Origin of the sequence: Nocardia sp. NPDC060259, from assembly GCF_042728775.1 — a bacterium.
In the GTDB taxonomy this organism is placed as follows: domain Bacteria; phylum Actinomycetota; class Actinomycetes; order Mycobacteriales; family Mycobacteriaceae; genus Nocardia.
Genome location: NZ_JBHXAY010000069.1, coordinates 26941 through 38567 on the forward strand (window position 1 = coordinate 26941; position 11627 = coordinate 38567).

13 protein-coding genes and 1 tRNA gene are annotated in these 11627 nt (G+C 69.0%); 9 read left to right on the top strand and 5 right to left on the bottom strand.

The window, feature by feature from the left end; translation table 11 throughout:
- Nucleotides 1–34 precede the first annotated feature (34 nt).
- Nucleotides 35–490: a YiiD C-terminal domain-containing protein gene (locus ACFWF2_RS22930; protein WP_379309481.1), complete on the bottom strand. Its 456-nt coding sequence runs from the start codon at nucleotides 488–490 to the stop codon at nucleotides 35–37.
- Between the two features lie 111 nt (nucleotides 491–601).
- Between ACFWF2_RS22930 and ACFWF2_RS22935 the strand changes: the two genes are divergently transcribed.
- Nucleotides 602–1297, top strand: a complete 696-nt coding sequence (locus tag ACFWF2_RS22935) for a DUF6597 domain-containing transcriptional factor (protein ID WP_379309482.1) — start codon at nucleotides 602–604, stop codon at nucleotides 1295–1297.
- Between the two features lie 122 nt (nucleotides 1298–1419).
- Nucleotides 1420–1908: an NUDIX hydrolase gene (locus tag ACFWF2_RS22940; protein ID WP_379309483.1), complete on the top strand. Its 489-nt coding sequence runs from the start codon at nucleotides 1420–1422 to the stop codon at nucleotides 1906–1908.
- Here the strand turns inward: ACFWF2_RS22940 and ACFWF2_RS22945 are convergent.
- From ACFWF2_RS22945 to ACFWF2_RS22960, 4 genes are all read right to left on the bottom strand, one after another.
- Nucleotides 1884–2282, bottom strand: a complete 399-nt coding sequence (locus ACFWF2_RS22945) for a VOC family protein (RefSeq protein WP_379309484.1) — start codon at nucleotides 2280–2282, stop codon at nucleotides 1884–1886. The genes ACFWF2_RS22940 and ACFWF2_RS22945 overlap by 25 nt on opposite strands.
- Before the next feature lie 55 nt (nucleotides 2283–2337).
- Nucleotides 2338–2751 (bottom strand): arsenate reductase ArsC, encoded by a 414-nt coding sequence (locus ACFWF2_RS22950; RefSeq protein WP_379309485.1) that lies wholly within the window; start codon nucleotides 2749–2751, stop codon nucleotides 2338–2340.
- Nucleotides 2752–2883: 132 nt separating this feature from the next.
- A complete protein-coding gene (locus tag ACFWF2_RS22955) occupies nucleotides 2884–4185 on the bottom strand; it encodes a D-arabinono-1,4-lactone oxidase (RefSeq protein WP_379309486.1) in 1302 nt (433 codons plus the stop codon).
- Nucleotides 4186–4245: 60 nt separating this feature from the next.
- Entirely contained in the window at nucleotides 4246–4923 is a 678-nt protein-coding gene (locus ACFWF2_RS22960; protein ID WP_189026967.1) for a TetR/AcrR family transcriptional regulator, read from the bottom strand.
- A 131-nt stretch (nucleotides 4924–5054) separates the two neighbouring features.
- On the opposite strand from ACFWF2_RS22960, the gene ACFWF2_RS22965 reads away from it, so the two are divergent.
- From ACFWF2_RS22965 to ACFWF2_RS22995, 7 genes are all read left to right on the top strand, one after another.
- Nucleotides 5055–6554 (top strand): MFS transporter, encoded by a 1500-nt coding sequence (locus tag ACFWF2_RS22965; RefSeq protein ID WP_379309487.1) that lies wholly within the window; start codon nucleotides 5055–5057, stop codon nucleotides 6552–6554.
- A gap of 110 nt (nucleotides 6555–6664) precedes the next feature.
- Entirely contained in the window at nucleotides 6665–7087 is a 423-nt protein-coding gene (gene crcB, locus ACFWF2_RS22970) for a fluoride efflux transporter CrcB (RefSeq protein WP_379309488.1), read from the top strand.
- A gap of 37 nt (nucleotides 7088–7124) precedes the next feature.
- The gene (gene crcB, locus ACFWF2_RS22975) at nucleotides 7125–7514 is read left to right on the top strand and encodes a fluoride efflux transporter CrcB (protein WP_379309489.1); all 390 of its coding nucleotides are present in this window, start codon (nucleotides 7125–7127) and stop codon (nucleotides 7512–7514) included.
- Nucleotides 7515–7561: 47 nt separating this feature from the next.
- Nucleotides 7562–9199 carry a phosphoglucomutase (alpha-D-glucose-1,6-bisphosphate-dependent) gene (gene pgm, locus ACFWF2_RS22980; protein WP_379309490.1) on the top strand — a complete coding sequence of 546 codons (1638 nt, stop codon included), beginning with the start codon at nucleotides 7562–7564 and terminating at the stop codon, nucleotides 9197–9199.
- Complete coding sequence (locus ACFWF2_RS22985) at nucleotides 9196–10530, top strand: MFS transporter (protein WP_379309491.1); 1335 nt, start codon at nucleotides 9196–9198, stop codon at nucleotides 10528–10530. Before pgm ends, ACFWF2_RS22985 begins: the two co-directional genes overlap by 4 nt.
- Nucleotides 10531–10600: 70 nt before the next feature.
- Nucleotides 10601–11341, top strand: coding sequence for a DsbA family protein (locus ACFWF2_RS22990; protein ID WP_379309492.1), 741 nt, complete (start codon nucleotides 10601–10603; stop codon nucleotides 11339–11341).
- Nucleotides 11342–11524: 183 nt separating this feature from the next.
- A tRNA-Ala gene (locus tag ACFWF2_RS22995) sits at nucleotides 11525–11597 on the top strand.
- Nucleotides 11598–11627 lie beyond the last annotated feature (30 nt).

Sequence of the window (11627 nt, forward strand, 5' to 3'; positions counted from 1 at the left end):
CTCCTAGCTCGCGGCGCGCGGCACGTACAACGATTCAGCGCCCGAACGCCCGCAGCTGGTAGACCCCGCGCGAGGTGGCGACGGTGGTGCCCTCGGTATCGGTGACCACCGCTTCCAGCACGAAATCTGCCTTCCCGCGGGCCGCGGCCTCGGTGCTGATCCGTTCGATCTCGTCCTCGCTCAGCGAGGACTGGGCGCGAAGGTCGCTGCGGGCCATCGCCCGGAAGGAGATGTCGAACGACTTCACCAGCGGATAGAACGCGCTGGTATCGAAGCTGGCCGCGGTGATCGCGCCGCCGAGCACCTCGGCGACGGTGAACTGCACGCCCGCGTAGATGGCGCCGAAATGATTGCCGTTGCCCTCGCTCGGCACGGTGGTGGCCGCGAATCCACGGCGCACCTCGAGCGCGCGCACTCCCATCTTCGCCGCCGCCGGAACGGTGAGTTCGATGGCGCTGTTGACGGTGTCGACCAAGTCGTCTGCGGGCATGGGCCGCGTCCTTTCCCGAACGGGACTCCGCTGTCCCTGCTCAGCCCAGGGTATCGGCGGTAGCTCACCTCGGCGCGGCATTCTGTCGGTGCCCGGGGCTACCGTCGGGGCGTGGCGGAATACCGGGAACGCGCGGCGCGGCTCGATCGAGCCGTCGTCTGGGCGCGCACCGGGCCCCCGCCCGCCGAGCCGGTCACGGTGTTCCCCGACGGCTGCATGGATCTGATCTGGACCGAGGGCACCTTGATGGTGGCCGGTCCCGACAGCCACGCGTTCCACGTGCCCCCGGCTCGGGCGTCGGAATTCGTCGGAATCCGGTTCGCGCCGGGGACCGCGCCGGCGTTGCTGGGGATTCCGGCCGTTGACCTGCTGGATCAGCGCGTCGGCCTGGCCGCGATCGTCTCCGATCGCCGGGCCAGGAAACTGGTCGATCGCGTGGACAACGCGCCCGACCGCGTGGCGGCGATGGAATCGATCGCGGTGCGATTCGCGGCCGAATCCGGCCCGGCCGATCCGGCACTCGCCGCGATCGTCGACACCATCGCCGGGGGCGCGACGGTCTCGGAAACGGCGGCGCTGGCCGGGATATCCACCCGGCTGCTGCACCGGCGCTCGCTGTCCGCCTTCGGCTACGGACCCAAGATGTTGGCCCGGATTCTGCGTTTTCAGCGCGCGTTGGCGGCGGTGCGCGCGGGTATCCCGGCGGCGGAAACGGCCGCCGTCACCGGGTTCGCCGACCAGGCGCACCTGTCCAGAGAGTTCCGTGACCTGGCCGGATGCTCGGTCCGTGCCCTGCAGGCCTGCTGATCGACCCGTCGATGCCCGGAAAGTCTCATTCGGCAACGTCGTGACGGAGGGTTACGCTCACAAGGCACGCCCCGTCGTATGTGCCAGGCAAGTCCGAACCACCGACGAGAGGATGTGACCTGATGATCGACGAAACCGTGTACTCCACGCTTCGTATCGAGGCCGAGCGAGATGAGATCCGTCGACTGGTCGTCGGCGCCGTCGTCGTACGCCACCACCGGGTTCTCATCCTGCGCCGCCGACGATCGGACTTTCTGAGCGGTCGCTGGGAATTGCCGAGTGGCGTGGTCGAGCCGGGCGAGGCGCTCGACGGCGCGGTGACGCGCGAGGTCGCGGAGGAAACCGGCCTGCAGGTCACCGGAATCAGTGACTACCTTGGCGAATTCGACTACCTGTCCGGCGGCGGCGCCCGCACCAGGCAGTTCACCTTCGTCGCCGAGGTCGCCGCGCACGGACCGGTGACGCTGACCGAACACGACACGCACCTGTGGACCAGGCTGACCGACGAACCGCCGGTCAGCGACGAGGTGCGCGAGATCCTGGGCCGTTATCAGCAGCGTCAGCGCGATCCGCGCGGCTGGTCGGCCTATTCGCTGGGCAACGGCGCGTAGAGGTCGATGCCCTGGCCGTCGGGGTCGGCGAGCGTGGCATAGCGCTGGCCCCAGACGGCGTCCCACGGCGCGAGTTCACCGTGGTAGCCGGCGTCGACGAGCTCGCCCCAGAGCTTGTCGACCTCGGCCGGATCGGCGCAGCGGAACGCGATGCCGGTGCGGCCGGGGCCGGTCGGCGGCTGCCAGCCGGGGACGAACGAGGCGATCACCTGTTCGGTGTCCAGTGCCAGCCGCAGTCCACCGCCGAGCGGCGCCTCGGTGTGGCCCTCGTTTTCCGCACCGTCGGGGAAGACCAGTCCCAGCTTGCGGTAGAAGGCCACCGAGGCGGCCATATCGGAGACGACGATCGAGAAGACATCGAGCTGAGGAGTCATATCCGCAGCGTAGACACGGGCGTGTGCTGTCGTCTTGAACGAATCGGACCCGATCTCAGCGCGCGGGAACGGGCACCAGTTCGGCGATGAGGTTGCCGATCAGGATCTGCAGGTGATCGCGAATGCCGCGGACCACCTCCATCGGCTGCCCGGCGGGATCGGCGAGAACCCAGTCGCGGTAACTGATTCCGGGGAAATACGGGCACACCTCGCCGCAGCCCATGGTGACCACCACGTCGGACACACCGACGGCGTCGTCGGTGAGCGGCTTGGGCCGTTCACCGGCGATGTCGATGCCGATCTCGGCCATCACCGCGACGGCGGTGGGATTCAGCTCGGTGGCGGGCTCGCTGCCCGCCGTCCGCACCTCGATCCGGTCACCGGCCATCGCCCGTAGGAAACCCGCCGCCATCTGTGACCTGCCCGCATTGTGGACGCAGACGAACAGCACGCTGGGAGTGTGGGCCATGGTCGCCCTTTCGGCGCAGGGGCGAAGTGCTTGTGGCGCTTCGGGTATCGCCGACCATCATTCCATCCGGACGGGTGGGTGTGGGGTCGACCGGCCACTCTGTTGTCCGGCGGACGTCCGCGCCGCCCGCCGTCAGTCCAACGGCCCGAGCACCCGGTGCACATAATCGTTGGCGAACACACCGGTGGGGTCGAAGCGGCGGCGCACCGCGTCGAAGCGGTCCCAGTCGGGGTAGCGGGTGCGCAACGTCTCGGCGGTCTGGAAGTGCCGCTTACCCCAGTGCGGCCTGCCCTGATACCGGTCGAACACCGCTTCGCAGGCACGGAAGTACGGCTCCCACACCATGCCCTCGTACTGATGCACCGCGATGTAGCAGGTGTCGCGGCCGCCCGCGGGGGACAGGAACGCGTCGTCGGGGGCGACCCAGCGCACCTCGATCGGCATCGGTGTGTCGAATCGTTTTGTCACGTCGAGGATCTCGGTGATCGCGGCGCGTGCGTGCTCGCGCGGGATCGCGTATTCCATCTCGGTGAACTTGACCAGGCGCGGGCTGGCGAAGACCCGGTAGGACCGGTCGATCTTGCGGTTGTTGCTGCCTGCCTTGGTCGCGAGCCGGTGGATCGCGGGGACGGCGGCGGGAATCCGCCTGCCCACCTTGCACATTCCGTCGTAGAGGTGGTTGGAGAGCAGGACATCGTTGAGCCAGGCGCTCGCCCGGCCGCGCGGCTGCTCGGGCTCGGTGGAGCGGTTGCTCGACTTGGTCATCGCCACCTCGGCGCGCGCGAAGGCGAAGAACTCGAAATGATCGCTGCCGTCGGCGAGTTCGTCGAGGTTGTCGAGCACCTCGGCGATCGGGACCGGCCGCTCGACGAGATCGAGCACGAACGACGGCTCCAGCTGCAGGGTCACCGCGGTGACGATGCCGAGCGCGCCGATACTCACTCGCGCCGCCCGCCAGCCGTCGGGGTCGGTCTCCTCGTTGAGCTCGACCCGCGTGCCGTCGGCGCGCAGCACCTCCACCGAATGCAGCGCCGCGGAGATGTTGCGCAGCTTGGCACCGGTGCCGTGGGTGCCGGTGGCGGTCGCGCCCGCGATGGTCTGGGTGTCGATATCGCCGAGGTTGGGGAAGGCCAGGCCGTGCGAGTGCAGCAGCGGGCTCGCCGCGTGCAGGGTGAGCCCGGCTTCGACCCGGACGCGACCGGTCGCGGTGTCGACCTCGAGCACGCGGTCCAGGCCGCCGAGGTCGATCAGGGTGCCGTCGGTGAGCACGGTGTCGGTGAAGGAATGGCCCGATCCCGCGACGCGCACGGTCCGGCCCGCGGCGACGGACTCGGCGACGATCTCGGCCAGTTCTTCGACGCCGCGCGGTGCGGCGACGACGGCGGGTGTGCAGCGCTGCTCGCCCGCCCAGTTCACCCAGGTGCTCTTGGTCATGCGTCCAACAGTAGAGGATCGACTGTGACGCGCGCTACTGCACGGGGGTGGAAGTACTGCTCAGCGGCGTCGGCCGAGGCAGCCGGCGGCCTTGGCCTGCTCGACTTCCTCGTCGGTCAACGGGTCGACGAGCAGGGGGCGACGCGGTACCGCGTCGGTGCGGACGCCGTTGAGCGTGATGGCCATATAGCGTTGCCAGACTTCGGAATTCACCGGCCCGGCGAACTCGGCGAACGCGTTGACCATGTGGATCAGCGCGAAGAAATCGGTGGTGGTGACATCGGGGTGCACGGCGCCCGCGTCGCGTGCGCGGTCGACGATCGCCGCGACCGAGGGGCGGATCCGATCGCGCAGCTCGGCGAAGCGGGCCGGATCCTCCTCGAGCTCGAGCATCACTTCGCTGAAGCCCCGATTGGTGGCCAGGTGCTGGCAAGCGTCTTCGAAGAACTGGACAAGGCCCAGCCACGGGTCGGGATTGCGCATCGCCTCGTCGGCCGCGTCGGCGAAGTCGACCATGTGCTGGTCGAAGACCTCGGCGATGAGTTCCTTCTTGTTCGCGAAGCGGCGGTAGACGGTGCCGACGCCGACGCCCGCGCGCTCGGCGACGTCGTCGAGGGTGATCTCCAGGCCGTGATCGGCGAACAGTTCACGAGCGGCCGCGACGATACGTGCCTGGTTGCGGGCGGCATCGGCGCGCAGTCGGCGGGGTGGTGCGGCAGTCGTCGTGGCGTGATTCACAGGTACATCCTACCCATCGCTGGATTAAGTGGAGGTGGTTTCTCCGTTACTCTGGTAGCTTCGAATGAAGCGGAGGCGGTATCTCCGATTATGCCACTCACATCGAACCCAGCCGACTTACAAGGGGAGTTATGACCACCACACTCGAGACCGGGACGAAGAGTCCCGCGGCCGCGGATACCGGCCGCCGCGGGTCGCACGCCCTGCGCTGGTGGGTGCTTGCCGTGCTCGGCATCGCCCAGCTGATGGTCGTGCTGGACGCGACGATCGTGAACATCGCCCTGCCCGCGGCCCAGGCCGACCTCGGCTTCGGCGACGGTGACCGGCAGTGGGTCATCACCGGCTATGCCCTCGCCTTCGGCAGCCTGCTGCTGCTCGGCGGCAGGCTCAGCGACCTGTTCGGTCGCCGCAACACCTTCATCATCGGCCTGATCGGCTTCGCGGTGGCCTCCGCCATCGGCGGTGCGGCCACCACCTTCGAGATGCTCGTCGCCGCCCGCGTCGGCCAGGGCGTCTTCGGCGCGCTGCTCGCGCCCGCCGCGCTCTCGCTGCTGACGGTCACCTTCACCGAACCTGGTGAACGGGCCAAGGCCTTCGGCATCTTCGGCGCCGTCGCCGGTGCCGGTGGCGCGATCGGCCTGCTGCTCGGTGGCGCGCTCACCGAATGGGCGTCGTGGCGCTGGGCGATGTATGTCAACCTGATCTTCGCCGCCGTCGCGCTGGTCGGTGCCGTGCTGCTGCTGGCCAAGCACACCTCCAACGCGCGGCCCAAGCTGGACTGGCCGGGCACGATCACCGTCACCGCGGCCCTGTTCGGCATCGTCTACGGCTTCTCGCAGGCCGAGTCCGAAGGCTGGACCGCGCCCTCCACGCTGGCCTTCCTGATCGGCGGCACGGTGCTGCTCGCGGTGTTCGGGTGGCTCGAGACCCGGGTCGCGCACCCGCTGCTGCCGCTGCGCATCGTCTCCGACCGCACCCGCGGCGCGTCCTATCTGACCGTGTTCATCATGGGCATCGGGATGTTCGCGATCTTCCTGTTCCTCACCTACTACATGCAGCTGACCCTGCAGTACTCGCCGATCATGACCGGCGTCGCGTTCCTGCCGATGGTCGCGGGCATGGTGGCCTCCTCGACCACCGCGCCCTCGCTGCTGCTGCCCAAGGTCGGGCCCAAGGTCGTCATCAGCGGCGGCTTCCTCGTCGCCGCGGCGGGCATGCTCTGGCTGACCCAGATCGGCCTCGACACCGGCTACGCCACCCACATCCTGCCCGCGCTGGTGCTGCTCGGCCTCGGCCTCGGTGGTGCGATGTCGGTCGCGTTCCAGGGCTCGACCGCCGGTGTGGACCACGAGGATGCCGGCGTCGCCTCGGCGATGGTCAACACCAGCCAGCAGGTCGGCGGTTCCATCGGCACCGCGCTGCTGAGCACGATCGCCGCCTCGGCGATGACCGACTACGTCGCCGCGCATCAGCCGGGCCCGCTGACCATGGCGCAGGCCGCGATCGAGAGCTACACCACCAGCTTCTGGTGGGCGACAGCGACGTTCGTGCTCGGCGCGATCGTGATCGGCGTGCTCATGCCGAACACGGTGCCCGCTCCGGCCGAAGGCGAGCCGGTGCTGGCGCACTGACCCACCCGACGATGGCCCGGACCGACAATCGGTCCGGGCCATCGGCGTTCCTCGGCGTCTCGATACCATGAGCGACGACCACCGTCGGATCAGCAGGGGAGGGCAGCGCCATGACATCGCGGCCCCCGGCGCTCGATCCCGCCGTCCTCGCGGCGATCTCGGTGGGTGGCGGCCTCGGCGCGAGCGCCCGTTTCGCCGCCGGGCACTGGTGGCCGGTACATCCGGGGGAGTTCCCGTGGTCGACGCTGGCGGTCAATGTGTCCGGCTGCTTCGCGATCGGGGTGCTGATGGTGGCGGTCACCGAACTGTGGGCGGCGCCGAAACTGGTTCGCCCGTTCCTGGGAGTCGGTGTGCTGGGCGGGTTCACGACTTTCTCCACCTTCGCCCTCGAGCTTCGTACACTGATCGACACCGGTGCGGTGGGCACGGCGGTGGCCTATCTCGGCCTGTCGGTGCTCGCCGGGCTGAGTGCCGTGGCCGTGGCCGTGATCGCGACCCGGTGGGTGGCAGGCGCCGGACGGCGGACCACGTGAATCCGAGGACGGAAGGGTGCCATCCGATGGTCGAGATGTGGGCTACCGCGCGGCGAGGCCGCCGATGACGGCGGCGCTCGTGCTGGCAGGCGGAATGCTCGGCGCCCCCGCTCGTTACCTGATCGATCGGGCGGTGTCCGCGCGCTTTCCGGCGGGGCTGCCATGGGGGACGCTAACCGTTAACATTGTCGGTTCGGCGTTGCTCGGTGGTCTGATCGGCGCGAGTGTGGGCAGTGCGCTGCTGGCGTTCGCGGCAACCGGCTTCTGTGGTGCGCTGACCACGTTCAGCACGTTCGGTTACGAGACGGTCCGTCTGGTGACCGAGGGCGCCTACGTGTACGCCGTGGGCAATGTCGTGATCAGCGTCGCGGCGAGCCTGGCCGCGGTGTACGCCGCCGCGTCCCTCACCCAGTGGTTGTGCGCATGATCCTCATGACCAGCCGCGCGCAGCCGACACGGAAGGGAACACCCACCATGGCCCACGATCGCGCCGGACGGCCAGCCCGCCCGACCGACCTGGTGGACATCGCCCACCTGGTCACCGCGTACTACAGCCGCGTGCCCGATCCGGCCGAACCGGGTCAGCAGGTCGTGTTCGGCACCTCCGGTCACCGCGGCTCCAGCGAGGATTGCGCGTTCAACGAGGCGCACATCATGGCGATCACCCAGGCCATCGTCGAATACCGCGCCACCCGAGGCATCACCGGTCCGGTCTATCTCGCGCGCGACACCCATGCCCTGTCCGAGCCCGCGTGGACCACCGCGCTCGAGGTGCTCGCGGGCAACGACGTCACCGCCGTGATCGACGCCCGCGACCGCTACACCCCGACCCCCGCGCTGAGTCACGCTGTGCTGCGCCACAATCGGGGCGGTACCAAGCATCAGGCCGACGGCATCGTGGTCACCCCGTCGCACAATCCGCCGCGCGACGGCGGCTTCAAATACAACCCGCCGCACGGCGGCCCGGCCGACACCAAGGCCACCGACGCCATCGCCGCCCGCGCCAACGAACTGCTGCGTGGCGGCCTTGCGGCGGTGAAGCGGGTGTCGCTGACGCAGGCGCTTAGCACTCACGTCCAGCGCTACGACTACCTCGACCACTACGTCGCCGACCTGCCGAACGCCTTGAATTTGGACGCGATTCGCGGCGCGGGCATCCGGATGGGTGCCGACCCGATGGGCGGGGCCAGCGTGGACTACTGGGAGGAGATCGGCCAGCGTTTCGATCTCGAACTGGAAGTGGTCAACCCGTTCGTCGACCCGACCTGGCGCTTCATGACCCTCGACAGCGACGGCCAGATCCGGATGGACCCGTCCTCCCGGCATGCCATGGCCGCCCTGGTCGGCATCAAGGACGACTACGACATCTCCACCGGCAACGACGCCGACGCCGACCGGCACGGCATCGTCACCCCCGACGGTGGCTTGATGAACCCCAACCACTTCCTGGCCGTCGCGATCGAATACCTGGTCGCGAACCGGATGTGGTGGGACGCGCTGACCAAGATCGGCAAGACGGTGGTCAGCTCGTCGATGATCGACCGGGTCGTCAACGTGCTCGGCCGCGACGTCTACGAGGTGCCGGTCGGGTTCAAGTGGTTCGTGCCCGGATTGTTCAGCGGCAGCCTGGCATTCGGCGGTGAGGAGAGCGCGGGCGCGTCGTTCCTGCGGATGGACGGCACCGTGTGGACCACCGACAAGGACGGCATCCTGCTGGCGCTGCTCGCCGCCGAGATCGCCGCCGTCACCGGTCAGACCCCGTCGGCCCGCTACGGCGAGCTGGAACGCCAGTACGGCAGCCCCGCCTACGCGCGCATCGACGCGGCGGCCACCAGCGCGCAGAAGGCCAAGCTCGCTGCGCTGACCCCCGACGCCGTCACCGGCACCGAGATCGCCGGCGAGGAGATCACCGGCATCCTCACCACCGCGCGCGGCAACGGCGCACCGCTGGGCGGTCTGAAGGTGACCACCGAGAACGCCTGGTTCGCCGCCCGCCCGTCGGGCACCGAGGACAAATACAAGATCTACGCCGAATCGTTCCTCGGCTCCGAGCATCTGACCCAGGTGCAGGCCGCCGCCGAGGAGATGGTGAATCAGGCGCTGGCCGAGTGAGCGCTCCGGCGAAGGTACGACTACCGGCCGAGATCTGGGTACTGATCGCGGCGGCCTTCGTCATCGCTCTCGGCTTCGGTCTGGTCGCGCCGGTCCTGCCGCAGTACGCGCGCGAATTCGGCGTCGGGATCGCGGCGGCCTCGGCGATCGTCAGCGCGTTCGCCCTGATGCGGTTGCTGTTCGCGCCCGCCAGTGGGCGGCTCGTGCAGAAGCTGGGCGAGCGGCGGGTGTATCTGGCGGGCATCCTGATCGTCGCGTTGTCGACCGGTGCGTGCGCGCTGGCGCAGACGTATTGGCAACTGCTGGTGCTGCGTTCGCTCGGCGGCGTCGGCTCGACGATGTTCACGGTGTCGTCGATGGCGCTGATCATCCGGGTGTCCCCGCCCGCCGCGCGCGGACGCGTCTCGGGGATCTACTCCACCAGCTTCCTGATCGGCTCGCTGCTCGGTCCGCTGGTCGGCGGCGGCCTGGCCGGTCTCGGGCTGCGCGCGCCGTTCCTCATCTACGCGGCCGCCCTGCTGATCGTGTGCGGCATCGTCTTCGTCGGCCTGCGCGAATCGCCGGTGCTCGCGATCGAGGAGGGCGCGGCCGCACCGGAATTCACCTTCCGGCACGCCTGGTCCGAACCCGCCTATCGCGCGGTCCTGCTGTCGAGTTTCGCCGGCGGCGCCGCGGTGTTCGGTGTGCGAATGGCTTTCGTCCCGCTGCTGGTCGTGGAGATTCTGGAGCAGGAATCGGGCATGGCCGGGGTGGCGCTGACCGTGTTCGCCGCGGGCAATGCCGCCGTGCTGTTCGTGTCCGGCCGGCTGTCGGACCGGTTCGGCCGCAAACCGTTCCTGATCGCGGGGTCGGCGATCTGCGCGGTCGGCACCGGCGTGCTCGGGTTCGCGCCCTCGCTGCCCTGGTTCCTGGCCGCCTCCTTCGTCGCCGGGGTGGGGTCGGGGATGTTCAGCCCGGCGCAGCAGGCGGCGCTGGCCGATGTCATCGGCGCTCGTGCGCGTGGCGGACCGGTGCTGGCGGCGTTCCAGATGGCGGCGGATCTGGGCACCGTGCTCGGACCGATCGGGATCGGCTGGGTGGCCGAGCACACCTCGTTCGGGGTCGGCATGGCGGTCACCGGTGGCGTGCTCGCGGTGTCGGCGGCGGTGTGGCTGGTGACGCCGGAACCGTCGCGGATCAAACATCCCGAGGACCCGGAGCACCCCGACCACGCCGGTGACGGCATCGACCCGCAGTGCACCTGCGACGGCTGCCCCGACGGCGTCCCCGTGGTGCGCACCGGCATGGTGTCATCGCTGCGCCCGGTCGACTCTGACCAGCCTGAACGGTAGATCCGCAGGTCAGTGAGGTATTTATCGGCCCCGGCGGCGAGCCTCCGGTGACTCGAGGCAAAGTGGACGGGTGAGCAGCGCCGGTTCCCAGCACAATCCCCGTCCCGTTTCCAGCAACACCACCTACGCCTTGGCCGCGGTGGCCCTCGTCGTGATCGGGCTCCTCGTGTTCGCTGCGTTCAAGTGGAACAAGACGGCGCCCACCGAGGTGCGCAACGACGGCTACGGCGCCGTGCGCGAGCCCGCCGTGCTGGTCGCGATCCAGCCCGATGGCGTCATCCGCCTCGGCCGCCCCGACGCACCGAAGACCGTCGACATCTTCGAGGACCCGCTCTGCCCCGCCTGCGGCGTGATGGAAACGACCTTCGGCCAGGAACTCGCCCAGAAGATCGACGAGGGCAAGCTGGCCGTGAACTACCACTTCGTGGCGTTCCTCGACCCTCAGTCCAAGAGCAAGGACTACTCCACCCGCGCCATCGCCGCGAATCTCTGTGTCGCCCAGACCGGTTCGGGCCCCACCTACAGCAAGTTCCACGAGGCCCTGTTCACCACCAAGCAGCCCGACGAGGGCGGCGCCGACCTGAGCAACCCAGCCCTGGCCACCCTCGCCATCGAATCCGGCGCCCCCGAATCTGTCGGCCCGTGCATCACCAACGGCACCCAGCTCGACGCCGCCCGCACCGCCGCCAAGCAGAACCTCGACGACCTCGACGCCCGCACCGGCAACAAGGCCGCCACCCCCGCCATCTACGACGGCACCACCAAGATCGACTGGACCGACGAGAACTGGGTCCTGAACCTCGCCCCCTGACCCACCCGGCGTGAGGTTCGGCACATTCTACTCCGCCCCCACGCACCCCGCCTTCCACGCACGCCACACCAACCCCGCCCAAAACTCCACTTTTCTGCCTCCTACCAGCCGATTTGTTGTCCCCATGAGGCATGGTGTAACTTCATTCAGGCAGCAGCGAGAGCCGCTGAAACAAAAGAACACGGGGCTATGGCGCAGCTGGTAGCGCACCACACTGGCAGTGTGGGGGTCAGGGGTTCGAGTCCCCTTAGCTCCACAGAAACAAAGGTAAGGCCCGGTCTGAGAC

Bases quoted from the DNA above. Each gene is read 5' to 3' on its own strand.
- ACFWF2_RS22930 (WP_379309481.1), bottom strand. From the start codon at position 490: ATGCCCGCAGACGACTTGGTCGACACCGTCAACAGCGCCATCGAACTC.
- ACFWF2_RS22940 (WP_379309483.1), top strand. From the start codon at position 1,420: ATGATCGACGAAACCGTGTACTCCACGCTTCGTATCGAGGCCGAGCGA.
- ACFWF2_RS22945 (WP_379309484.1), bottom strand. From the start codon at position 2,282: ATGACTCCTCAGCTCGATGTCTTCTCGATCGTCGTCTCCGATATGGCC.
- ACFWF2_RS22950 (WP_379309485.1), bottom strand. From the start codon at position 2,751: ATGGCCCACACTCCCAGCGTGCTGTTCGTCTGCGTCCACAATGCGGGC.
- ACFWF2_RS22955 (WP_379309486.1), bottom strand. From the start codon at position 4,185: ATGACCAAGAGCACCTGGGTGAACTGGGCGGGCGAGCAGCGCTGCACA.
- ACFWF2_RS22965 (WP_379309487.1), top strand. From the start codon at position 5,055: ATGACCACCACACTCGAGACCGGGACGAAGAGTCCCGCGGCCGCGGAT.
- crcB (WP_379309488.1), top strand. From the start codon at position 6,665: ATGACATCGCGGCCCCCGGCGCTCGATCCCGCCGTCCTCGCGGCGATC.
- pgm (WP_379309490.1), top strand. From the start codon at position 7,562: ATGGCCCACGATCGCGCCGGACGGCCAGCCCGCCCGACCGACCTGGTG.